This window comes from Pseudoalteromonas luteoviolacea CPMOR-1, from assembly GCF_001625685.1.
In the GTDB taxonomy this organism is placed as follows: domain Bacteria; phylum Pseudomonadota; class Gammaproteobacteria; order Enterobacterales; family Alteromonadaceae; genus Pseudoalteromonas; species Pseudoalteromonas luteoviolacea_K.
Window position 1 is genome coordinate 42203 of record NZ_AUYC01000028.1, and the last position, 23100, is coordinate 65302.

Genomic DNA, 23100 nt, shown 5'->3' on the forward strand with positions numbered 1-23100 from the left:
CCTTTCTAAACGTGAGCAAGCGTGTCTTGCTAGCAACCTTCCCCAATATGTCCACCAGTTATAGCAAGTCATTGAGTCAGGTTCAAAGACACTTTTGAGACATAATAACTATCATGCTTTTTTGCAGTTCATTTACCCGAGTTTGATTTGGCGACTTTTTAGCAAGGCAACTATAGTTAAGATATTCATGGAACCGACAGACAAGACATGCAAACAGAGAATGTTGTGCCGCCAAGGAAAGCAATACTATCCAAGTTTGGAGTACTCATCCTATTAGCTGTGATCATTGCCACTGGCTGGTATGTTGATCGAGTTAATCATAAACACCTCATCGAAGTACAAAAAAACCGGGCCTATGAACAGGTAAACCTTTACCGAACCCGTATAGAAGGTCAGCTGGCTGCCAATATTCAGCTGGTAAGAGGGCTCGCAATCGCCCTCGGCAATACAGACAATCTCACGCAACAAAAATTTGCCAATATTGCTTCGCCGCTATTCGAGTCAGACGAGGTACTGCGTAACTTGGGCGCAGCGCCAAATATGATATTAAAATTTATCTATCCACTGGAAGGCAATGAGCAAGCGCTGGGTTTAAACTACAGCACCCATCCCACCCAGCGCGTCGAAGCACTCAGAGCACAAAGTACCGGTGAAATCGTTTTAGCCGGTCCATTGCGACTTGTTCAGGGAGGCGATGCATTAATCGCCAGGGTCCCAGTTTATGATGCACAAAAGCAGTTTTGGGGACTACTTTCGGTGGTCATTGATATGCAAAAGCTTTATCAAAGTGCCAACCTAAGTGAATTAGAAGACAATTATCAAATTGCAATGCGTGGGCAGCATGCTCGCGGTGAACAAGGTGCCTACTTTTATGGTTCCAGTGATATTCAGCAGCTCAATCCGTTGAAGTTTGAAATCAATGTGCCATCGGGGTCATGGGTGTTGTATGCTGCGCCTCGCTTTGGCTGGTCTGGAGAAGACTCTGCGTTGTGGCCATTTCGCCTAGCGCTACTCACCATTGTAATTATCTTTATGATTGCATTTGTATTTTTCACACGGCTGTTAAAGCAATTGGAAGATCAAGCTAACTCCCTCACCAGCATGGGCTCACTGGCTGAAGTCGGTGCTTGGTCTGTTGATTTAAGTGACCACCACATCTCCTGGTCCACGGTCACTCAACAAATTTTTAATGTCCCCACACACTACCACCCCTCTTGGATGGGCAGTACTGAGTTTTTTAAAGAAGGCCCTCAGCGGAAAAAGTTTCAAGATGCCATGGGTCTGGCTATTAAAAAAGGGAAAAGCTTTCAAGGTGAGTTTTTAATAGTGCCTAAAGATAAACCTCCCTGCTGGGTGCTTATCAAAGCGCAAACAAAGCGGGTGGGTCGCAAAACGCAAGAAGTGTTTGGTTCTATTCAAAATATACACCAACGTAAAACCATGGAGGTAGAACACGAGAAAGTAGCAAAAAACAATGAGCTACTAGCACAGCTCAGTACACATGAAGCCATTTTGAACAACCACCTTGACCGTGCTCAAGAGCTTTGTATCGATACCATTTGCCATGGTGTTAACGCTGCGCGAGCGAGTATCTGGCTATTTAGTGAAGAGCAAACACATTTATACCCTGTGTGCTTTAGCAATACCAAACGAGACAGCTTGCAACACTATCCCCCTTGGCGAAAAACGTCACAATCAGCACTTTTTAGCGCGTTATTGAATAAAAATAGTGTTGAAGCTTGGTCAGCTAAAAGCCATGCTGTGACACGTGCGATCAATGAGCAATACCTTTCACCTTTTGAAATAGATGCCATTGTATTCGTCCCCATTTTTTTCAAAGACACTTTGTATGGAACGCTAACCGCAGAGTTTAATACTCCCTATCCACAGTGGACACAAAGTGATAAACGCTTTCTTAAGGCCATTGCCGCCATGTTGGCCAGTTTATTTAGCAGCCAACAGCAGCAGCAGGCGCAGCATAAAGCGGTTATGGAGAAAGAACTCGCTGAACAATCAGCAAAAGTAAAAGCCTCATTTTTAGCGAGCATGAGTCATGAGATCCGCACACCTATGAACGGGATCTTAGGCATGCTGAACATTTTAAGCAGTTCTAATTTAAATGAAGGTCAACAACGCCACCTCACTCTGGCTCAAAGCTCAGCGGAGTCTCTACTGACTATCATCAATGACATTCTCGATTTCTCGAAAATCGAAGCAGGGAAAATGTCAATTGATACTATCCAATGTGACCTCATCCAAATCATCAGCGATTGCTTTGCCGCCTTCGCGCCAAAAGCCATTGATCAACATACAGAGCTGTTTTTAGATAGCCGAAATATGCAGTATCAACTCGCAAAGACCGATCCACACCGCTTGAAGCAAATTTTAAATAACTTAATCAGTAATGCCATTAAGTTTACTGAAAACGGTAAGATCACGCTGACTTGTTACACTGAGCAAAGTAATAAAAATACGCGTTTGTGGTGCAGTATTGAAGATACGGGCATTGGGATAAGCAAAGCACAACTCGATAAAATCTTTGATTCATTTACTCAGGCTGATCCCTCGACTACACGAAAATTTGGCGGTACGGGCTTGGGCCTGACCATTGCCAAGCAACTGTGTGAGCTACTCGGCGGCGCGCTGCATGCATACAGCAAATTGGGGGTCGGTAGTACATTTACTTTTTATATCGAATTACAAGACGCTCAGCCAATCAAGGCATTAGAAAGTAGTACTGACAATTTATTAATCATAGATCAACACCCGCAAACAGAGCTCAGTGCAAGGCACATGCTCAACGCGTGGCGTGTGCCCACTGAGCATTTCTTGACGATACCCGACGCACTGGATTTTTGTGAATCGCAAAACAATGCACACCCAGCGCTCATCGTTACAGCAACGGTGCTGACGCAGAGTTCAGACCTGATCTCTCAGGCTTTATTCTCTTTTATAAAAAAGCATCAGCTCAACTATGCGATTTTATGCCACACGCCAGATGAATTGGCTGCGCTACCGAAAAGCCATGAAAGCAATACTATTCTTGCCCCATTAACGCCAGCTAATGCTTTGGCCTTGGTGCAGAAAAAGCAAGCCTCACACACTGACAAGCAAGACATTCAGCTCAACTGCTCTGTATTATTGGTGGAAGATAACAAAATTAATCAGACCGTGGCACTCAGTTTATTATCAAAAGTCGGTATCAAAGCCGACTGTGCTGCCAATGGGCGATTAGCCATTGAACAACTACAAAAACTCGAGAGGCCCTACGATATCATTCTCATGGACTGCCAAATGCCAGAAATGGACGGTTACACCGCAACCAAAGTCATCCGCCAAGGTAAGAGCGGTCAGCAGCATCAAAATACGGTTATCATTGCGCTGACAGCCAATGCGATGGAGGGGGATGAAGAAAAATGCCTTGCGGCAGGGATGGATGCGTATTTGAGTAAACCGATTAATTTTGAACTGTTAATAAAATCGCTACAAGAATGGACTCGCTCAACTAGGAAAATTTCTTTAAATAGCATAGAGTAAGGTCATTGCATTGGTTATAACTCTATGTTCACAGACGCTTACATGTCGATAGAGAAAGGCCTCGTTTCATATTACGATATTACTGAAGAGGGAAACTATGAAGCTCACCACAATCGAACAGCGCTTAATTGGTTGTCTACTAGAAAAAGAAACCACAACCCCCGATCAATACCCGCTTTCTTTGAATGCCCTCACTAATGCTTGCAACCAAAAGTCCAATAGGGAGCCTGTACTGTCGCTCACAGAAGCTGATGTGCTAGATGGGTTGGAGCAGCTTAAGACTCAGCGCTTAGTGATGTCTGATGAGGCATTATCTGGACGTGTGACTAAATATACACACCGTTTTTGCAATACCGAGTTTAGTAGCCTACAACTAGACGAGCAGCAACGGGCCATCATTTGCTTACTGCTGTTACGAGGACCACAAACACCTGGAGAGTTACGAACTCGCAGTGGTCGTCTCGCTGAGTTTGGCAATGTTAGCGACGTTGAAGCCGCACTCAATAAGCTACAAGAGCAAGAACTCGTCATAAAATTAGAACGTGAACCAGGCAAGCGAGAAAGCCGTTACCAACATTTGTTCGGTGACGCACCGACTGCACAAGCAACGCCGCAAGCCGATATTAATCATCCCAATGAGTTAAATTCTTTGCTTGAAGAAATCAATCAGCTGAAAGCAGAATTGAAAGTCATCAAACAACATCTCGGGCTTTAAAGCATACCGCAATGAAAACATCATTGCCCAGAGACTTGAGGATCAATTACACTATTTATGAAGATAATAAATAGGTCCGAGGATATTCAATGCGTGACGCAATAATTGCCGAAATGAAAGTTAAGCCTAATATCAATGTGGCTGAAGAAATAACCCGTCGAGTACAATTCATAAAACAGCGATTGCTATCTGCACACTGCACAAGTCTTGTCCTAGGGATCAGTGGTGGCGTTGACTCTTCAACTTGTGGCAGGCTGTGTCAGCTGGCAGTTGATGAACTAAACCAAGCTCACCCAGATAAATCTTACCAGTTTATTGCAATGCGTTTACCTTATGGTATTCAAGCGGATGAAGATGAAGCCCAACTTGCCATGGACTTCATTCAACCGACCCAGCGCCTAACTGTAAATATTAAGCCTGCTGCTGACGCTATGCATGAACAAGCGATTCAAGCGATGAATGATGCTCGCCTCTCGCTACCTGCACAAAATCACGTCGATTTTGTCAAAGGCAATGTCAAAGCAAGGCAGCGTATGGTCGCACAATATGAAATCGCAGGGTTGACCGCTGGGTTAGTAGTGGGCACCGATCACAGTGCAGAAAACATCACGGGGTTTTACACTAAATTCGGTGATGGCGCCTGTGATTTAGCCCCATTATTCGGCCTTTCCAAACGCCAAGTTCGTGCCCTTGCTGCACAGTTAGGTGCCCCCGCTCAGTTGGTTGAGAAAGTGCCTACCGCAGACCTAGAGTGTGACAGACCTGGTTTAACAGATGAAGCCGCATTAGGGCTAAGTTATGACAACATCGACGACTTTTTAGAAGGCAAAGATGTGCCCAAAGACGTTGAAGACAAACTAACAGCTATTTATCTGCGCACTCAACATAAGCGACAGCCGATCCCAACGGTCTACGACGAATAAGAAAGATACAGCTAAAGATTGGGTGCACTGAGCACCCTTTTTTATCTTACCTAAGCCACACAAAGATTTTAACATTATTGTAACAACATGCTATACAGCCAGTGAAAAGCCATGATAAGTTAGTGATCATAAAGGTAACTAACCCCGTATTGCAGTGGGAAACGTGTCGCTTTTAGCATTAACTACATCATCTTATCAGGGTAAGCATGAAGTTTATGACCATACGACACACAGACTTTAAGGAATTCTTATGGCAGCCCCAATCTTAATTACAGGCGGAGCACAGCGTATCGGGCTGGCACTTGCACAGCACCTCATTAAGGCAGATGCACCACTGATCGTCACGTATCGTACCCGACATAAGGCCGTCGACGAATTAGAAGCCAGCGGGGTAAAATGTATCCAAGTGGACTTCAATGAACACAATGCCATAGAGTCGCTGGTTGACGAGGTAAAACAACACACCTCCACGCTGCGTGCGGTCATACACAATGCCTCGAGCTGGGATTGCGAAAAGCTTAACCCTGACCATAACGCGCTTTTTGACAACATGATGCGTATCCACGCTAAAGTACCTTACTTACTGAATATGGCGCTTGCCCCGCTACTACAAGCATCGACCGAGGTCAGCGACATTATCCATATCACTGATTATGTCGCTGAAAAAGGCAGTCCAAAACACATCGCGTACGCGGCAAGCAAAGCCGCCTTAGATAACTTAAGTCGCTCATTTGCGGCCAAGTATGCGCCTCAAATTAAAGTCAACTCGGTCTCTCCATCACTGATCATTTTCAATGAACATGACGATGATGATTATAAGGTCAAAACCTTAAAGAAATCTCTCATGGGTATTGAGCCAGGTTGCCAAGAAGTCATTGCCAGCATTGAGCTATTGCTCAATAGCAACTATATAACAGGTAGAACACTCGCCGTAGATGGTGGTAGACACTTAAAGTAAATTTGAGCAAGACACCTTTTAGCTCGAATTCAAATAATGAAATTGTGAGTCACATTATGCATGAAGATTTAAAAAACAGTTACACAGAGATCATTAAAGCCGTTGGCGAAGACGCTGACAGAGAGGGGTTATTAGACACCCCTAAACGTGCAGCCAAAGCCATGGAGTATTTAACCCAAGGCTATCGTCAAACTTTGAATGAAATCACCAACAATGCGGTCTTCTCATCAGATGCGGACGATATGGTACTTATACAAGATATAGAGCTCTATTCCATGTGTGAGCACCACCTATTACCGTTTGTCGGCCGCTGTCACATTGCTTACATTCCCAATGGTAAAGTGTTAGGCTTATCTAAGTTTGCTCGAATCGTAGACATGTATGCACGTCGTTTCCAGATCCAAGAACAGCTAACACATCAAATCGCAAAAGCGGTTGAAGAGGTTACTGGAGCAAGAGGTGTAGGGGTTATCGTCGAAGCTAAACATATGTGCATGATGATGCGTGGTGTAGAAAAGCAAAACTCCAAAATGCGCACATCAGTCATGCTAGGTAACTTTAGAGAAGATGCAAAAACTCGCAATGAATTTTTACAGCTTGTCAAACACGGCTAAATAGCAAGGATAGGCCATGATGCATAATGCGATAATCAATATTACAAACCTCAGGTTGCGCACTTTTATTGGATTCAATGATGAAGAGCGTGAAAAGAAACAAGATGTCGTCATTAATATTGAGATACATTATCCCGCTGACACGGAATGCGTGCAGCTGGACGAAGTAGACCATGCTCTGAACTATAAAACGATCACCAAATCAGTGATCAAGCTCGTTGAGACTGGACATTTTCTTTTACTTGAAAAGCTGGTTGCCGACATATTGGCCGAATGTCACCAACACCCTGATGTGACCTTCGCACGCGTGCGTGTTGATAAGCCTCATGCACTCAGATTTGCAGACTCAGTGTCACTCACGCTTGAGTGGCAAAAAAAACGCAACATTGATTGACACTTCCCTGCTCCAAAGCCACCGCTTTGGAGCATTTCATTGGCCTAAAATAGCCCCAGAGCTAACGCTATCACTAACCCATACCTCAGCCCTTTACCGATACTCACCAATAATAAAAAAATACCAAATTTCACTCTAAAGACACCCGCAATTAATGTCAGTGGATCACCTACCACAGGCAGCCAAGCAAACAATAAACTTGCACTGCCATATTTTTGAAAGTGACCACGCGCTTTTCCCATCGCGTTTTGTGATACAGGAAACCAGCGATGATGGCTAAACCGCTCTACTTGCCTCCCCAAATAGTAATTTACGCAACTCCCAAGCACATTGCCCAGAGTCGCACTGAGCCACAACAGCCCCAGCTGTCCTGACTGGTTGGCAACCATGCCCGTGAGCAACAATTCTGACGACGCAGGAAGTAATGTAGCAGCAATGAACGCACTGAGAAAAAGACTGAGATAGGCCATAAATAAACATCAACTGTAGTGAAAACACGCCTCGCGAAGCTTGCTATGTAATTAAAAATACGCGTAAATAACGCCAGCCTACCATAAGGAAATACACAATGATAAAAAGTCTGCTCACAATCAGCTTAATGACCACTCTCAATTTAACACTCAGTGCCTGTGGCACAATGGATACAGCCCCTCAAGATTACGAGACTTATATTCATCAAGGGGACACATTTAAACATTTATCCCTGACTGATATTCATGGGCAAACATATGACTTATCAAAAATTAACTCTAAAAAACTGGTGATTTTTTTCGCTACATGGTGTTCGGATTCACAGCGTATGTTTAACCAACTCAATACCTCTTCTTTAATCACCGACAAGACACTCACCATTCTCGCCATTGGACGAGAAGAAACAAATGCATCACTGGCGCAGTTTGCTAAGAATTATCAGCTGACCTTCCCTCTTATCAGCGATGAACAGCGCATTATCTACAGCCAGTATGCGAATAAAGGGGTGCCTCGATTAATCTTACTTGATGAACATAACCGTGTGGTCAACACTTTAATTGGCGAGACAGATAATATTATTGAGCAAATTAAATGGAACTAAATTCTGAAGTAGTAAGCATATTAACCATGGCTAAGGTTATTCAAACCGCTGTTGCACCAGTCTTTTTATTAACGGGGATAGCTGCGTTTTTAGGGGTTTTATCAAATCGACTAGCACGTATTACAGATAGAGCTCGATTACTAGATAGAAAACTGAATGCCAATCAAGATGAACCATTAAACTTTACGCTCACGCAAGAAATGCGTGCTTTGCTAAAGCGCTCTCGCTGTATCCATATCGCCTTTAGTATGAGTGTGCTCAGTGCATTGATGGTATGTGCTGTCGTGGTCTTCTTATTTATCTCTCATTTATATACATGGCCGCTTGGGATCACTGTTTCAAGTTGCTTTATCGCAGCAATGTTTCTGCTCATCGGGGCTTTTCTCGCCTTGTTAACTGAAGTCATGCTAGCGACACGCAGTATGCGCCGCGGTATGATTTTTAAAGACATAGGCTAAAATCCAGCAACTCAAATAGCGATACTCCCAATCGCTTAATGACAGAATATGTGCCATAGCCCTAATTTGGCTAACTAAACAGGCCTTTCTATGGACACCAATGCCAAGGCTATTACGCCGCTTATTTTAGATATAAAAAAACACCGGCTTCAAGCCGGTGTTTATTACATATTGTCGTTATCAGACTGAGCTGATATCGATATGATTATTTTTGCTTACGGCGACGTAATGCAGCAAATGGTGCAGCAAGTAATGTCAACCAAGCTAGTGAACCTGAGTCATCATCATCACCATTGTCTTCATCAACATCCACCAAGCGAACTTCTACACGAACTTCATCTGAGTATTTGTCTTGTGCATCTTTTGCTTTCACATCAAAGCTGAACTGACGGTCATATTCAAAGTCTAGGTTGCCTGCAACAATTAATTGACCTTGCTCATTCACTGTAACTAGCGAAGTACCCGCAACTGAGAACTCAACAACATCATTGTCGAAATCAGAGAAAGTTAACTGACCGATAACCGTACCGATTGGGCTGTTTTCTTCGATGTTGAAGCTCTGACCTTCTTCGATCATTGGCTTACCTTCGTACTCATCCTCTTCAACATTGAATACAACAGTAACTGCTTTAGACTCTAAGCCATCTTCATCAACTGCTTTAATAGTCACTTCAAAAGACGCACCTAGGTCAAAGTCAACTTCACCAACCACTGTGATTAGGCCATCAGCGTCAATTGCGATGACGTCTGAGCCATCTACCACAAACTCTGCAACGTTGTCGTCTTGGTCCATAAACTCAAGGTGACCTACTTCAGTGCCAAGCTCTGCGTTTTCATCAACGTCGAATTCCTGACCTTCAGCAACATATGGTGCTTTTTCAGAGTCTTCATCAACCGCATTTAAAATATCAACGATGATAGTTGTCGGCTCTGATTTGAAGCCTTTTTCATCATGTGCAACCACGGTAAGTTCAACATGCATTAGGCCTGCGTCGTAATCAAGCGGAGTATCGCTTTCAGCAACAACTACAGAACCATCTTTGTGAACCGTAATGCCTGAATGTGACTGAGCAACTAGCTCAAACATATCAAGGTTCGCGCCACCATCTTGCTCAACCAGTGCTAGCTGACCAATGACATGACCCACTTCAGCATCTTCAGATACTTCAAGTTCAACATCAGCAACCAGTGGTACTACGACTTCTGGTAGTAAGTCTGAAGTGACACTTGCAAGGATTTGGTTATCAGATGAAACCGTCATCGGCATGTAGCTCATTGCATATGCAGACGCGCCAGGTGCAAGTTCAGTGACTCGGTTACCTGCGTCATCAACAAGCGCAGAAGCTGTGCCATCAAATCTCGCGTAACCAGTTACTGAGTCAGTCACTTCGTAAATACCTAGCTGATAGTTGTTGTGACCAACCATCGCTTGGATCATCATGTCTTGGCCCAGTGAAGCACCGTCTAGACCGATGATATCACTACAACCTGAGAACTTAACTGTGTTAGAACCACCTTCATGGTACATCGCAGTTAGGAATCTCCACTGTGGTTCACCGTCAACAATTGGACCACTCACTGTACGTGCACGACCAACAACTGCTGCGCTACGACCTACATCATAGTAGTTAGCTAGTGCGTAGTCATAAATACCGTCGTTATCGATATCTAGGTTCATTTGGTAACCAGCGCGGCGGTGAATTGTTAGCTCATCACGCATTTCAATAGATGCATTGAAGAATAGGCCAGTGTCACAGAATTCATTTGCGAATAGGCTAAATGAAGAGCTGATGATGTTATACGCTTTGTCTTCTTTCGTTGCTTCTACACCTGTTGCAATCAGTTGCTCAGGATACACGTTCAGCGTTGTGAAACCGTCATTAGTTACTTTGATACGGCCTTCATCTTCGATAAGTTCAAGCGCGACGCTCTCTGCTGCACGCGGTAAAACGTGGTAAACCATGTGAAGGTCGTGGTCACCGTCAAGCGATGTATCATCAAATACAAGCGCACCATCAAGCTCTGACAAGGTCAGTGCATCTGCACGTGCCGTTAAGTCATTCGCGCTTTGTGGGTTAGGTAGACTCCACGCAGGTAGCTTGCTTGGATCAATGGTTAGCTTAACTTCAAATGCAAGTTGCTCACCTGCAGGCACTGTGATTGACGCTGGGAATTCCCAAGCTGTTGCACCCAATGCTGCGTCATTATCAAAACGTGCTTCAGTGCGAAGGTTATACGTTTTATCAGTCGCAGAGAAGTTCTTAACGTGAACCGTCTTCGTGTAAGTTGTTGTTTCATCTAGTACATCAAAACCAAATGATAGCGCAGCTTGTGCTGTGTCATAATCAGTTTGATTAACCCAAGCAACCGTTTGTGAAGCCACTGCTTTTTCAACATCAACTAGACCCGCACCAATGATACTGATCGGCGCTAATGCCGCATCTGCATTGATTGACTTAGGCTCCATGAATACATTCAAGTTCGCTGTATTCATCAGTACCGCTTTAACTTGTGATGCACTTAGTTCAGGACGAGCTTCACGTACAAGTGCAACCGCACCCGCAGTAATTGGACCAGAGAATGAAGTACCCGTCGCACCGTCTAGCTCAGTGTATGTACCTGTTGCTGCAACCTGAATGTTTACGCCTGGCGCTGTAATTTCTGGCTTCAATAGGCCATCCATTGAAGGACCACGAGAAGAGAAGTCAGCGACCGTGTCGATTGCAAGGTGAGCTTCAATACCGAACTTGAAGACTGGTTGCTGACCAGCAGCAAGTGTTGCTTTAAGCTTAGCACCGTCATCTAAAGTAACTGAGATTGTCGGGATAGTCACTTTATCATCTGAACCACCAAGACCTGGTGCGCCACCCGCGACATTGTTCGCAATGATAACGTACTTAGCACCTTTCTCTTGTGCATTAAGTGCTTTTTCAGTGAATGCACACGCACCACGGTCGATAAGTACAGCCTTACCAGTGAAGTCCATACCGTCGAATGGATTTAACGCGCCATCTGCATCATTCGGATCAGGCAAGTCACAGCCATTTTGGTTAGTCTCAGGGTACACAAGTTCAGTGTCTTCGTTTGAGAACGTGAACGGGTCTTGTGGACCAAAGCTAGCTGTACCTACTTCAACCGCTTCGCCGCCGATAGTACCTAGTGCAAATAGCTCATTCAGTGTTGGGTGACCCATTGCGCCTACTGAAAGTGCATTTGGCGTTGTGCTTGGACCACCGATACGGAATGGGTGGTTACCATCGTTACCCGCAGAGATAACCACGTTTGTGCCCATTTTAACTGCTTGGTGGATAAGGAATTGAGTACCTTCTTCACGATCAGTTGAACCAAACTCACCACCCAGTGACATGTTGATTACATCTACGCGGTCACTGATATCGCCGTCGCCATTTGGATCCATTGCTGCTTCTAAAGCACCAAGCTGAGCAGCGTAAGGACAACCACCACCACATACAGAGTAAACATATAGCTCAACATCTGGTGCGATACCTGTTACTGAATGAGATACCGACGTACCGTGATTAGAAGCACCGTCGTCTGGGCTTGTTGGATCAGGGAAGTTTGGATCATTTTCAATTGGATCCGGGTCGTTACGCATAAAGTCATAACCGCCTTTCACCTGACCTTGTGGCCATTCTACTGCACGCGGATCTGCCTGTGCAGCTTCATAAGCTTCTTTAGTACCACCTGCTGGGTTGAAAACTTGGTGTGTGTAATCAATACCAGTATCTAGTACCGCTACTTTTTGACCTTTACCTGTGAAACCAGCAACATTAACTGGTGCGGCCTTGATGTAATCATTTGCAGCAGCTACATGCAGCTCATAATCGTATAGCGGAAGGACACGCTCTACGCTTTTATTCTTTTTAATCTGAGCAAGCGCTTCATCAGAAGCTTCTACGATAAGTGTTGATGCGAGTAACTTAGTTGAACCTACTACTTTGATGTCTGCATTCAACGCCGCTAAATCACGTTTAACAGACGTCTGTAACAACTCAACATCGGCAACCATAGTACGTGCGTCATTAACAGAGTAGTTACCGCGCGCCATTAAATCTGCTGCTGTCTCTTGCTTTAAGATCACTAAGAACGCTTCTGCGCGATTTTCTTTTAATGTTGCTTGGTCAACGTTAGAGATTTCTGTATTAAATGCGCGATGATGTGTATCTACCGTTGCAGCATTAACTGCTGCAGCAGTTAGCGCACCTGAGACAGCCATAGCTACCGCTGTCGCTTTAAATGAATACTTGGCCATAGTTTCCCCTAGGACTTGTTGTTTAATTTGGTGTTTATTTATATTTAAGAGAGTAGAATCATTCATCAATATAATGTGACTACATGGTTAATTGCAATAATGGAAATACAATTAAGTTACATTTTTTGAACTTTAATTTTATTCATACTCTTAAATAACTGTTTTTATTAAAAAAACTACTATGTAAAAGAAAGTAAATGAAATTAAAATAAATATACTGTAAACAGGAACTCCAGATAGGACCTAAAAAAGCAACAAACCATTTTCAATGACTAAAAATCCCCCTCCCATTAACCTCAGAACCTTGCTAAATAAGAAAGAAACCCTTAAAAAGGTATGGAATTAATTATTTAAGGGGCGATTAATGAAGAAATCATTAACACTATTAACGCTACTTGCAGGCATCAGCCTCCAAGTACAGGCGGACTCCATGTTCGAAGAGAAGGAAGACGCCATTGAATATCGAAAAGCAACCTTTCAATTGATCCGCTATCAAATAGGCGATATGGGTGACATGCTAAAAGGAAAAGTGCCGTTTGACGCTGAGCGATTCAAGCAACGTGCTCACAATGCTGCGCAGCTTTCGAGTATGCCTTGGGAAGCATTCATCGCAGGCTCAGATAAAGGGGATACTAGCGCACTGCCTAGTGTATGGAGCGACAGAGCCACCTTTGATAAGAAAGCGGCAGACTTTGCTCAATATGCGCAAGCACTGGCCGTCGCATCAAAGTCTGGAGATAAAAAAATGATTGCACCCGCCTTTAGAAATTGGGCAAAGGGATGCAAGGACTGCCACAAGTCATTCAAAGACTAACAAGATGCTTGCGATCTAACAGAGCGCACGGTTATGCGCTCTGTTATACATGAATTAATCGTCTAAGAAATCAAAGTCATCATCACCTAAGTGCCGCCGTAGCCTTTTTTGCTCCAAGTAATCATCTAACTTTTTCCTGACTTTCTGCCGCTGCTGATTCACATCTTTCTCATTTAACGCGCCCAAGTCATCTTGATATTCATCATCCAATGGATCATAGGAATATGTTTTACCCATGATAAGCTCCTATTTACATAAAGAGATTCACTTTATAAACACGGATATCTGAGCCTACTGGTCGTTACCTGTAGCATAAGCACTCGCCGTACAACGACACACTGAAGCTTATAAACTATTTAGCTTGAAATAGAGCACTTTGACAGTGAATGATTTTTATCGTCACGATTCAATAAACTAATCATGCTAACTATTAATCAGAAAGACTAAAATTTAGTTAAATACAGTGTACTAATTCAAAGCACAGACCAACCAAAAAACTTAAGCTATTGAAATCATGACGGTTTTATAATTGGCATCATATTTGGTTATCACTATGTATCATCAACATAAAAAAGACCCAAGCCATGAAAACGACATTATTATCTATCGCTATGCTTTCTTCAGTTTCTGCTTACGCCCATGCTGATCATCAATTTTCTATTACCCATGATGACTGCCAACTTCAATTTCAAAATGACGTAAAAATCACCCCAGAAGAGGTATCAATTACGCAAGCAAACAATCAACATATGCTGATCACGGCCGATGGTAATCTACTTATTAATGGTCAGACAATCACGGTGACACCAGAGCAACAGCAAGCACTCTCTGTCTATGCAGACACATTACGTGCAGAACTCCCTAAAGTTGCCGAAGTAGCTACAGACGCTGTCACACTGGCAGGCGTCGCACTAGACGAAGTTGCCGCCACATTCAATTTACAAAGCCTTGATGAGCTGTCGGTTGTATTAGAAGAGTTAAACGAGGAAGTTCATAATACTTTCTATCAAGAAGGTAGCTTCGTCATGGGAGAGCAAACCATGGAGAGTTTTGGGGAGCACTTTAGTCATGAATTTGAATCTCGGATAGAAAGTGCGGTAAAGAGCGCAATGTTTGAATCGATTGGTACATTACTGATTTCTTTGGGCTCTGAAATGAAAAATGCCAATGGCGATATCAACACCTTTGAGCAGCGTATGGAGCAAATGGGTGAAAACATAGAGCAACATGTCACCGCACACGCAGATCAACTAGAAGCACGTGCAGATGCACTGTGCCAACAATTTACGCACATTGCGCAACAAGAGACTCGATTATCCCTCTCAATGCCTACCTTATCTGGGTACGCATTAATGCACAAAAATCAACATTAACAAGTCATTTCCAACCCGCTACGCGAGTGCTTATTACGGCTCGCGTTCGTCATGCATCGTCGCAATCAATTCGCCTAACCGTTTTAAGCTCATCTCATGCGTTTCTTGCCAAGGCAATCCATAACTCAATCGAATACAATTTTGAAACCGCTCTGATGCACTGAATAATTGCCCAGGCGTCAAGCTGATCCCCTCAGCCATCGCTTTATTAAACAGTTTGCCACCATCAATCTTAATGTCTAATTCTACCCAAATTACGCAGCCCCCTCGGGGATCGCTGATCCGTGTGTGCTCTGGAAAATAACGGCGAATGCAACACAGCATCTTCTGTTTATTTTCTTGTAACCTTAAACGTAACTTTTTTATATGGCGATCATATGCGCCTGATGCCAAATATTCTGCAAGTACCCATTGATTTATCAATGAAGAAGAGCAACTCAAAGCCCGTTTAAAGCGCCTTGCTCTTTGCACGTATCTAGGTGCTAACATCCAGCCGATACGATAACTCGGTGCTGCCGTTTTAGAAAATGACCCACAGGTGATCACCTGGCCCGGCTGTGCATGAAACTGAGCGGGCTTTGCACGATGCTTGGTAAAATGTAAATCGCCATATACATCATCTTCGATAAGTACCACCTCGTGCTCTACCAGCATCTTCAGCAAACTTTGACGCCGCGCTTCAGGCATGACACTGCCAATTGGATTATTAATACTGGAAGAGCAAACACAGGCTTTGACCTCATGCTGAGTGAGCGCATCAGCTAAGTCCTCAAGCCACAGACCATCATCAGGACACACAGGGATCTCCAGCGCTCTCAAGCCCAGATTTTCTATCAACTCTATAATGCCAAAGTAACACGGAGACTCAATCGCAACCACGTCGCCTGGCCGTGTCACACACTGTAATGCGATGGCCAGCGCTTCTTGAGCACCATTGGTGATCACCATGTCGTCTAACGAAACCGATAGCCCCATGCGCAAATAACGCTGCACTATTTGCTGCTTGAGCTTCATCAGCCCGTCCATCGCACCATAGTGTAGAATTTGCTCACCAGCTTGCTTTAACGCACTGCGCATCATTTTTGCCAGCACGGCCTCATTACTCATCGCCGTGACAGGATTAGCAATCCCAAACTGGGCCTGATGCGGCGCATGTATTCCTTCATAAACTTGCTCTATTAAAGACTGCTTGTTCACTTCAGTTGGATTAATTGGCAATTGACAGCGTCTTGGTAAAGCATTTTGTTCCGCATCTGATAAGAAATACCCCGACTTTTCTTTCGAGTATATTCGACCTTGCCCCTCTAAATGATAATAAGCTTGCTTCACCGTCGGAATACTCACTGACAACTGCATCGCCAGTTTGCGCAAGGATGGGAGCTTTTCACCTGGCTTTAACACTTGTTGTGAGATCATGTCATTGATGACTTCTATCACACGCTGGTAGAGAAACTGTCCATTTTGCATATAATCCACCCCATCTGTATAGGTTAAAAATACATTTTTCTGTATCTATTATATACAGATTATCCGAGTAAACTGCTACCTGCTGCAATATTCCAATCACACAAGGAGCAATAATGAGAAATTGGCTGTTATACATTATGACCGTTCTTATTTGGGGCTCAACTTGGCTGGCAATCGAATTCCAATTAGGTCAAGTCAATGAAGTTGTTTCCCTTTTCTACCGTTTTGCTATTTCGGCCATCTGCATGTGGGGGTTTGTGCTGTGGCGAAAATTACCCATGCAATTCAACCTCATTGATCATGGCTTTTTTATTCTCCTAGCCATTGGCAACTTTGGTCTCAATTACTTATTGCTATATTGGGCGCAGGGCACATTATCCTCTGCCATGGCCTCAATCGCATTCTCGTTTATGTTGATATTAAATATGATCAATACACGACTCTTTTTTGCCAAACCCATCGCATTCAAAAGCTACATCGGCGCAGGCCTTGGCGTAGCAGGGATCGTCAGTCTATTTTGGCATGAGATTGGGGGGGCGGATTTATCTTCAGCTACATTAATCGGATTAGCATTAGCCCTGCTGGGCACGCTTGCCGCCTCACTCGGCAATATGGTGAGTATTCGTAACTCAAATCGCAAGATTGGTGTCTTAGAGGGCAATGCATGGGGCATGCTTTACAGCAGTCTATTGCTAGGGGCATATACCCTATTCAGCCCACTGTCTTTTGTTATTGAAGCAGATACCAGTTATTGGGTTTCTCTATTTTATCTTGCCATTTTTGGCACGGTGATCGCCTTTGCGTGTTATTTCTCATTGCTCAAGAACATCGGTCCAGAGCGTGCCAGTTATATCATTGTTTTATTTCCTATTGTTGCGGTGATACTCAGCACCTTATTTGAAGGGTTCACCTGGCAGGTCAATACTTTTATCGGCTTTGGCCTAATATGCGCAGGGAATCTATTAGTACTGCTTCCCAAACAGCTAGTCACGAAATACATGCCATTTTCTGCGGCTAAGTACGCTCACCCGCACTAGGTATATTTAATCGCAGCGATGCCGCTAGTGCGGATATCTTCGCGGGTGTTGCTGCGATCACATCTCCATCAGCTTCAATACTGACGCCTTTGGTCTTGATTTCAAAACACTGCCCACTGCTGACCTTTACCCAGGGTAACTTGGTATGTAAACCCACTAACATCAAGGTAAAGCACAATAATCGCTTGGGCAAGGATACCGCAGATATCGTGAGCACCTGAAGTACTCCACTGTTTACATGTGCACTGGGGGTAGGGGTAAGCCCGGCAGCAAAATGTCGCCCATTGGCGAATAAGCACATCATTATTTGCAGCTTAGTGCCATCTAGCATGACCTCCATGCCTCGATAACTCAATAACTTTACTATGCCACATAATGTATAGCTCAATGCGCCAAAGCGCTTTTTACCCGCCATCGCAGCAACTACTTCAGCATTAAAGCCAACCCCAGCCATATTAATAAAATACCGCGCATTCACTTTACCGGCATCAATATGACGGGCAACACCCGAAAAAACAGATTCACGCCACTGTTTGTTTGAATACCCAAATGCGCGCGCAAAATCATTGCCTGTACCGCATGGTAATATGGCCATCCGCTTTTGTGTTGCCGCGTGAGCCACCTCATTTCCACCCAAGAGCGCATTCACCACGACATTTAGCGTGCCATCTCCCCCCAATACAGTGATCTGCTGGTGATGTATCAGCAAGCTTTTTAATTGCGCAACATCATCATCAAAACAGCCACACGTTGCATACCATTGCAATGTTATTTTCCGTTCCATGGCGGTTTTTTCAAGCCATATCTTGTGTGACAAAAATTGTTTGCCGCGCTGCGGCCTATAGACAACCAACAAAACAAAACCCCAAATATAACTTGTCTGAATAACTATTCATTAGATCACTTTAAAACCACTAAAACCCAAAAAACAGCGATTAAACCATTGAATAAATATTCACTAGAACAAATTTAAATCTTATTGAATAAATTATTCATTAGATTATCTAATGCTTCGACAGCAATTTTTATCGTTTTAATTTTACGCATACTGGATGCAAAATAGCCAAGTAAATTATCAATACGTCAATTACTTGGAGTACAACTATGCTTAATTCAGCTGCAACATGCGGCAATACACAGACCGCACCCGAAACGACGAATACCATGACAACACAGCCTCAGATCCAGTGGATGGCATGGTTTAGTAAAATCGGACGAGCACTTAGCCTCAATCATGCGGTGATGTATAAGTAAATAGTGACTCCATTCACCTTGATGACCATGAAGCCACGGTTATCAAGGTTGATTTTCCGCCAAAAGACTCACCTCACCATATCAAAAAGTATAAATTTCAGGCAAACAATTCAATAACTTCGCTTTTTTGGCTGTTTTTTCAGCAAACGGTTAAAAAACTATTTACAGCGACCCATTCCATAAGTATTATCGTTGCCCATGGAGAGATGGCTGAGTGGTTGAAAGCACCGGTCTTGAAAACCGGCATACGTTAATAGCGTATCTAGGGTTCAAATCCCTATCTCTCCGCCATATTTAAAGTTTTGCGTCGGAGAGGTGGCCGAGTGGCTGAAGGCGCTCCCCTGCTAAGGGAGTATAGGGTTTGTAGCCCTATCGAGGGTTCGAATCCCTCCCCCTCCGCCATTATCTTGTAAAAAAACCGTCCATTGGACGGTTTTTTTATGCCCAAAATTTACTTACCCCTGTTCAAATACCTTATCACCCCAATCATGTTTACGCTGCACAAACTGGTCAGATGTGTTATGTATATAGATATGACTAGCGAACTGAAGAGCTCAAATGCAGATCCATTTTATCGAAGGCTATATTCAACAGATCTACTTGGTTGAGTACCCAGACAGATTACTCCTGCTTGATGGCTGTACACGAGCAGATGTCGATGTTGTCTGTGACTATATCCGTAATCAACTTTCACGATCATTGGCCGATCTTAAACTGATCGTCGTCACACACATGCACCCAGATCATGCTGGCGGTGCGCATATATTGAGAATGCGCACAGGGGCTAAAATAGCCGCGGCCAAAGTTGACGGACATTGGTATAGCGGTATTGATGGGATCTTGATGCATTGGTCTGATATTTTTCTTGCTTTGTGGGTTGCGGGACGAAAAAACAAGGCACGTAAAAACTTATGGTATGACAGGAAACTCCAAGCAGATTATTACCTCTGTGATAAGGCATACCTACCTGAATTTCCGCAATGGCAAGCCCTGCATACGCCAGGACACACAGATAGAGATCTTTCTCTTTATAATCAGGCCACACAACAGCTGTATGTGGCCGACCTCTTTGTCAAAGTGAGGGGCCAATTTATACCGCCTTACCCCGTTTTTTATCCCAATCGCTATCGCCACTCATTGCAACGGATCCAACAGATCAAACCCGCACATATCATTTTGGCTCACCAAGGAGAGATCCCCTTCGGTGAAATCGACTTTGCACGTTTAGAGCAATTAGCACCAACAGAGCCCGTGACACACTGGCGATCTGTTAAGGCTAAAACCAAAAAAGCACTGGGATTAAATAAGCCAATCAAGATTAAGTAGTTGATTTCACGGCATGGATAAACTGCTCAATCTCAAACTCGGTATTATAAATATGAGGTGACACGCGCAAACCATATCGCCTTGCATCAACGGCAATATTCTGTTCAGTCAACACGGCTAAGCACGGGTTGAGATTGTCTCCAGTATTCACTATGACAGTACCAGAGCACAGTTCAGCATCTGTTGGTGATCTACAATATTGTGGTAGTGCCTGCCAAATACGCGCCAGTAATTGTAGATTGTGCTGGCGAATATGGGAAACCCCAAAATGCCCCAACCTTTCAATGCTGTTGGCCGCCATAATATAGGGCGCAACTGACGGTGTTCCCCCCCAAAAACGCAGTGCCGTTTCATGTGATGCAAAATGATGAATATCAAACTCAAATGGATTTTGGTGTGAAAACCAACCCACATCTTTTGGTTGGCATTCAGCCAAAGACGCAGAAGACACCCAAAGAAAACCAGCCCCAGGGCCACCGCACAACCATTTTACACAAGACCCAATCACACAATCCGCTTGCCATGCGGATAAATCTACCGCCAAAATGCCCGCCGATTGCGCAATATCCACAACCACTTTACACCCCAATTGTTTCGCCATCGGAATAATATCTGACACGGGAGCCTGCTGACCGGTATTAGAGTAGACATGACTGACAAAAACCAAATCATAGTGTTGGTTTAAATGCGCTTGCCAACTCGCAATATCACTCATGTCTTGTCCCATGGGTATAAAGCATAGCTCAACCTCATCCAATGCTTGTTGCAATACAAATCCCATACTCGGAAAATCATCTTCACTAAGCAAAACCCGCACTCGCCGATTTTGTAACGATGCTTGGCTCATTAACCACTTTGTCAGTCCACTGGATAAGTTAGCTTGAGGACAAAAGTTATCTGCATGGCTATTGAATAACTGTGCCAATGCCTGATTAAACTGCATCACGCCTTCCAGCCACTGAGCCCAGGGTTCGCGATTTTGCTGCTGCCACGGAGCAACAAACTGCTCATTAAAATGCGCAGGCGCGGTTTTCAGCATGCGTCCCACAGAATGACTCAATAGATAAGTCCCCTGTGGCATAAAAAAGTCATCAGCTTGCATGATCCACCTCAGCGTTTTTCAAAGACTGGCGTAATATCTTTAAATCAGTATATCGTGTATCAAGATCACTGCGTTTCGCAGCAGCTCTTTTATCTCGTAGGGTTTCAAGCTGAGCCAATAGCACCTGCAATGGCGGTCCACTGGCAGTTACTTTATCAAGATGCTGATTAGCTAAGTTTTTAGCCGGGCCACAAATGTATTTTTCAACTAATTGATTGTGGTGCTGAATGGCGGTATCGCCATGCAATTTACACGCTTGTAAAAACACTTTCAGGGACGCTTGATACCAACTTTCATGACTGTGCTGCTGCGCGGCCAAAAATGCATCGAGTAGATTTGGCAACCGCATACACTCTTTTAATGTCGCCTGATCTTCTGGCATCATATAAAGCAACTTTTCAACTAAAATTTGCGCATAATCGACGTCATTTGCCTGACATAATCCCAACATCATATCGATGACATTGATCCCTGCAAAATCTCCGGCATTCGCACCCCGGTAAATCTCTTTGCCCACCCGATATGGCTTATAATATGGCCTTACAACATAGAAAAATGCGGCAGTATCTAATTGTTGAAACAGCGCCTGATTCGACTTAATCACATCCACTAATGCACGTTTCACCTCTTCCAATAACACCGGTGCCATGGGGTGTGAAATGCCCAGTGGTTGTAATTTTAACAACGCCTCTGCTGCACGCTTATAAGCCAAAATACCGCGGGTGTTATAGTCAATAAAGAGCTTTTCAGCCGGATCGCTGGTAAAACGCTTGTACACACCATCAATAGCCGTATTGTGGGTTGTAAGGTGTGCAGTAGCAAATCTTGGTGTCACACCAATAGATGAACCAATATGCATTGCTAATGCAGAAGCTGCTTTTAATGGAGAATGTCGCTCTCTACTTGGCTCTGTCAACTCATGACGGCGACATGCAGCCATATACAAGCCAACATTTCCAAGTAGGTCAAACGCATTGTCAAAGCCTTCGTCGGTATTACCCTCTTTCAGTAACGCTTCAATATACTGTTGACCCTGTAACAGCAACTGCTGCTTTACTTCATCACCAATGCCCACCACGTTGGCCGGATCGGCTTGCTCTCGATAGAGTGCCTCTAATCTATCGTTTAGCATGACAAACTCAGTTCTTATCCAGTCATCAAAGTTTTTTGTTTTTTTTGTCATGATTTAAATCCTGAAAAATGCATCAGAGACAGGCTAACAAAACATCAGAAGGGATATTTGCCAATTATTTATTAATCGTTAAACTCAATTAGTGGAATACCAACTTTAAATACAAAAAAGTAGCAGAATTAACTAATATGTCTGACATTGATAATAAAGATAGGATTTTACTCAGCGCATTACAGCAAAATGCCCGCCTGAGTAATGCCGCACTTGCAGAGCAAGCCAGTTTGTCTGATACCCCCTGCTTGCGCCGAGTTAAAAAACTTCAGCAAGATGGCGTCATTTTGGGGTATCATGCCGATATATCGCCGCCAGCTGTCGGCTACTCTGTACTGGTTTATGCATTTATTCGCTTGACCAAAAACTCAGTCAAAGCAGCAGAAAGCTTCGAAAATCATGTCGATGGACTACAACAAGTCAGAAGCTGCTCCGTCGTGTCAGGTAGCCATGATTACTTATTGGAGATCCTCGCTGAGGATTTACCTAGTTATGAGCATTTTGTTAAGCATAGTCTCGCCTCTTTAGAGTTTATTGCAGCTGTTGAATCAACCATTGTGTTGAAGCAGACCTTTAACAAGCGCGGAGTGCCACTATGAA

At 43.9% G+C, this 23100-nt stretch carries 21 protein-coding genes and 2 tRNA genes; 16 read left to right on the top strand and 7 right to left on the bottom strand.

Going from position 1 to position 23100, the window contains the following annotated elements; genetic code table 11:
* The first annotated feature begins 207 nt into the window (after positions 1-207).
* From N473_RS11340 to folX, 6 genes are all read left to right on the top strand, one after another.
* Entirely contained in the window at positions 208-3537 is a 3330-nt protein-coding gene (locus N473_RS11340) for an ATP-binding protein (RefSeq protein WP_063368008.1), read from the top strand.
* A 97-nt stretch (positions 3538-3634) separates the two neighbouring features.
* Positions 3635-4252, top strand: coding sequence for a YceH family protein (locus N473_RS11345; protein ID WP_063368009.1), 618 nt, complete (start codon positions 3635-3637; stop codon positions 4250-4252).
* An 89-nt stretch (positions 4253-4341) separates the two neighbouring features.
* A complete protein-coding gene (nadE, locus tag N473_RS11350) occupies positions 4342-5175 on the top strand; it encodes an ammonia-dependent NAD(+) synthetase (protein WP_063368010.1) in 834 nt (277 codons plus the stop codon).
* Between the two features lie 250 nt (positions 5176-5425).
* Positions 5426-6133 carry a dihydromonapterin reductase gene (folM, locus tag N473_RS11355; protein WP_039611236.1) on the top strand — a complete coding sequence of 236 codons (708 nt, stop codon included), beginning with the start codon at positions 5426-5428 and terminating at the stop codon, positions 6131-6133.
* A gap of 56 nt (positions 6134-6189) precedes the next feature.
* Positions 6190-6747, top strand: a complete 558-nt coding sequence (gene folE, locus N473_RS11360) for a GTP cyclohydrolase I FolE (protein WP_039611293.1) — start codon at positions 6190-6192, stop codon at positions 6745-6747.
* 19 nt (positions 6748-6766) lie between these two features.
* On the top strand, positions 6767-7141 hold the full coding sequence (gene folX / locus N473_RS11365) for a dihydroneopterin triphosphate 2'-epimerase (RefSeq protein ID WP_039611292.1): 375 nt from the start codon (positions 6767-6769) through the stop codon (positions 7139-7141).
* Positions 7142-7185: 44 nt separating this feature from the next.
* On the opposite strand, the gene N473_RS11370 is transcribed toward folX, so the two are convergent.
* Complete coding sequence (locus N473_RS11370) at positions 7186-7611, bottom strand: YqaA family protein (protein WP_063368011.1); 426 nt, start codon at positions 7609-7611, stop codon at positions 7186-7188.
* A 98-nt stretch (positions 7612-7709) separates the two neighbouring features.
* Here N473_RS11370 and N473_RS11375 point away from each other — a divergent pair, with 98 nt between their 5' ends.
* Both N473_RS11375 and N473_RS11380 read left to right on the top strand, forming a co-directional pair.
* Positions 7710-8213, top strand: a complete 504-nt coding sequence (locus N473_RS11375) for a TlpA family protein disulfide reductase (protein WP_063368012.1) — start codon at positions 7710-7712, stop codon at positions 8211-8213.
* The gene (locus N473_RS11380) at positions 8204-8671 is read left to right on the top strand and encodes a DUF2721 domain-containing protein (protein WP_039611233.1); all 468 of its coding nucleotides are present in this window, start codon (positions 8204-8206) and stop codon (positions 8669-8671) included. The genes N473_RS11375 and N473_RS11380 overlap by 10 nt, the downstream gene beginning before the upstream one ends.
* Positions 8672-8876: 205 nt before the next feature.
* On the opposite strand, the gene N473_RS11385 is transcribed toward N473_RS11380, so the two are convergent.
* Positions 8877-12944, bottom strand: coding sequence for a S8 family serine peptidase (locus tag N473_RS11385; protein ID WP_063368013.1), 4068 nt, complete (start codon positions 12942-12944; stop codon positions 8877-8879).
* Between the two features lie 364 nt (positions 12945-13308).
* Between N473_RS11385 and N473_RS11390 the strand changes: the two genes are divergently transcribed.
* Positions 13309-13758: a c-type cytochrome gene (locus N473_RS11390; RefSeq protein ID WP_063368014.1), complete on the top strand. Its 450-nt coding sequence runs from the start codon at positions 13309-13311 to the stop codon at positions 13756-13758.
* 54 nt (positions 13759-13812) lie between these two features.
* Here N473_RS11390 and N473_RS11395 read toward each other — a convergent pair whose 3' ends face one another.
* The gene (locus N473_RS11395; protein ID WP_039611230.1) at positions 13813-13995 is read right to left on the bottom strand and encodes a PA3496 family putative envelope integrity protein; all 183 of its coding nucleotides are present in this window, start codon (positions 13993-13995) and stop codon (positions 13813-13815) included.
* Between the two features lie 347 nt (positions 13996-14342).
* Here N473_RS11395 and N473_RS11400 point away from each other — a divergent pair, with 347 nt between their 5' ends.
* A complete protein-coding gene (locus N473_RS11400) occupies positions 14343-15131 on the top strand; it encodes a DUF2884 family protein (RefSeq protein ID WP_063368015.1) in 789 nt (262 codons plus the stop codon).
* A 33-nt stretch (positions 15132-15164) separates the two neighbouring features.
* Here the strand turns inward: N473_RS11400 and N473_RS11405 are convergent, their stop codons facing one another.
* On the bottom strand, positions 15165-16598 hold the full coding sequence (locus N473_RS11405; protein ID WP_063368016.1) for a PLP-dependent aminotransferase family protein: 1434 nt from the start codon (positions 16596-16598) through the stop codon (positions 15165-15167).
* 113 nt (positions 16599-16711) lie between these two features.
* On the opposite strand from N473_RS11405, the gene N473_RS11410 reads away from it, so the two are divergent.
* A complete protein-coding gene (locus N473_RS11410; protein ID WP_063368017.1) occupies positions 16712-17635 on the top strand; it encodes a DMT family transporter in 924 nt (307 codons plus the stop codon).
* On the opposite strand, the gene N473_RS11415 is transcribed toward N473_RS11410, so the two are convergent.
* Positions 17613-18491, bottom strand: a complete 879-nt coding sequence (locus N473_RS11415; protein WP_063368018.1) for a diacylglycerol/lipid kinase family protein — start codon at positions 18489-18491, stop codon at positions 17613-17615. The genes N473_RS11410 and N473_RS11415 overlap by 23 nt on opposite strands.
* 248 nt (positions 18492-18739) lie before the next feature.
* Here N473_RS11415 and N473_RS26185 point away from each other — a divergent pair, with 248 nt between their 5' ends.
* The 4 genes from N473_RS26185 to N473_RS11430 all read left to right on the top strand — a co-directional run bounded on the left by N473_RS26185 (position 18740) and on the right by N473_RS11430 (position 20215).
* Positions 18740-18889: a hypothetical protein gene (locus N473_RS26185; protein ID WP_155735587.1), complete on the top strand. Its 150-nt coding sequence runs from the start codon at positions 18740-18742 to the stop codon at positions 18887-18889.
* A 200-nt stretch (positions 18890-19089) separates the two neighbouring features.
* Positions 19090-19180 (top strand) — tRNA-Ser (locus tag N473_RS11420).
* An 18-nt stretch (positions 19181-19198) separates the two neighbouring features.
* Positions 19199-19291 (top strand) — tRNA-Ser (locus N473_RS11425).
* Between the two features lie 156 nt (positions 19292-19447).
* Positions 19448-20215, top strand: a complete 768-nt coding sequence (locus N473_RS11430) for an MBL fold metallo-hydrolase (protein WP_063368019.1) — start codon at positions 19448-19450, stop codon at positions 20213-20215.
* Here the strand turns inward: N473_RS11430 and N473_RS11435 are convergent.
* The gene (locus N473_RS11435) at positions 20208-21317 is read right to left on the bottom strand and encodes an aminotransferase class V-fold PLP-dependent enzyme (RefSeq protein ID WP_063368020.1); all 1110 of its coding nucleotides are present in this window, start codon (positions 21315-21317) and stop codon (positions 20208-20210) included. The two genes, N473_RS11430 and N473_RS11435, sit on opposite strands and share 8 nt — an antisense overlap.
* Positions 21307-22500, bottom strand: coding sequence for a PrnB family protein (locus N473_RS11440; RefSeq protein WP_063368021.1), 1194 nt, complete (start codon positions 22498-22500; stop codon positions 21307-21309). Before N473_RS11440 ends, N473_RS11435 begins: the two co-directional genes overlap by 11 nt.
* 137 nt (positions 22501-22637) lie before the next feature.
* Here N473_RS11440 and N473_RS11445 point away from each other — a divergent pair, with 137 nt between their 5' ends.
* Positions 22638-23099, top strand: a complete 462-nt coding sequence (locus tag N473_RS11445) for an Lrp/AsnC family transcriptional regulator (protein ID WP_063368022.1) — start codon at positions 22638-22640, stop codon at positions 23097-23099.
* The last annotated feature ends 1 nt before the right edge of the window (position 23100 follow it).

What these genes read in the sequence shown, in the direction of transcription:
- N473_RS11340 (WP_063368008.1), top strand. Translation starts at nt 208, where the DNA reads ATGCAAACAGAGAATGTTGTGCCGCCAAGGAAAGCAATACTATCCAAG.
- N473_RS11345 (WP_063368009.1), top strand. Translation starts at nt 3,635, where the DNA reads ATGAAGCTCACCACAATCGAACAGCGCTTAATTGGTTGTCTACTAGAA.
- nadE (WP_063368010.1), top strand. Translation starts at nt 4,342, where the DNA reads ATGCGTGACGCAATAATTGCCGAAATGAAAGTTAAGCCTAATATCAAT.
- folM (WP_039611236.1), top strand. Translation starts at nt 5,426, where the DNA reads ATGGCAGCCCCAATCTTAATTACAGGCGGAGCACAGCGTATCGGGCTG.
- folE (WP_039611293.1), top strand. Translation starts at nt 6,190, where the DNA reads ATGCATGAAGATTTAAAAAACAGTTACACAGAGATCATTAAAGCCGTT.
- folX (WP_039611292.1), top strand. Translation starts at nt 6,767, where the DNA reads ATGCATAATGCGATAATCAATATTACAAACCTCAGGTTGCGCACTTTT.
- N473_RS11370 (WP_063368011.1), bottom strand. Translation starts at nt 7,611, where the DNA reads ATGGCCTATCTCAGTCTTTTTCTCAGTGCGTTCATTGCTGCTACATTA.
- N473_RS11375 (WP_063368012.1), top strand. Translation starts at nt 7,710, where the DNA reads ATGATAAAAAGTCTGCTCACAATCAGCTTAATGACCACTCTCAATTTA.
- N473_RS11380 (WP_039611233.1), top strand. Translation starts at nt 8,204, where the DNA reads ATGGAACTAAATTCTGAAGTAGTAAGCATATTAACCATGGCTAAGGTT.
- N473_RS11385 (WP_063368013.1), bottom strand. Translation starts at nt 12,944, where the DNA reads ATGGCCAAGTATTCATTTAAAGCGACAGCGGTAGCTATGGCTGTCTCA.
- N473_RS11390 (WP_063368014.1), top strand. Translation starts at nt 13,309, where the DNA reads ATGAAGAAATCATTAACACTATTAACGCTACTTGCAGGCATCAGCCTC.
- N473_RS11395 (WP_039611230.1), bottom strand. Translation starts at nt 13,995, where the DNA reads ATGGGTAAAACATATTCCTATGATCCATTGGATGATGAATATCAAGAT.
- N473_RS11400 (WP_063368015.1), top strand. Translation starts at nt 14,343, where the DNA reads ATGAAAACGACATTATTATCTATCGCTATGCTTTCTTCAGTTTCTGCT.
- N473_RS11405 (WP_063368016.1), bottom strand. Translation starts at nt 16,598, where the DNA reads ATGCAAAATGGACAGTTTCTCTACCAGCGTGTGATAGAAGTCATCAAT.
- N473_RS11410 (WP_063368017.1), top strand. Translation starts at nt 16,712, where the DNA reads ATGAGAAATTGGCTGTTATACATTATGACCGTTCTTATTTGGGGCTCA.
- N473_RS26185 (WP_155735587.1), top strand. Translation starts at nt 18,740, where the DNA reads ATGCTTAATTCAGCTGCAACATGCGGCAATACACAGACCGCACCCGAA.
- N473_RS11430 (WP_063368019.1), top strand. Translation starts at nt 19,448, where the DNA reads ATGCAGATCCATTTTATCGAAGGCTATATTCAACAGATCTACTTGGTT.
- N473_RS11435 (WP_063368020.1), bottom strand. Translation starts at nt 21,317, where the DNA reads ATGCAAGCTGATGACTTTTTTATGCCACAGGGGACTTATCTATTGAGT.
- N473_RS11440 (WP_063368021.1), bottom strand. Translation starts at nt 22,500, where the DNA reads ATGACAAAAAAAACAAAAAACTTTGATGACTGGATAAGAACTGAGTTT.
- N473_RS11445 (WP_063368022.1), top strand. Translation starts at nt 22,638, where the DNA reads ATGTCTGACATTGATAATAAAGATAGGATTTTACTCAGCGCATTACAG.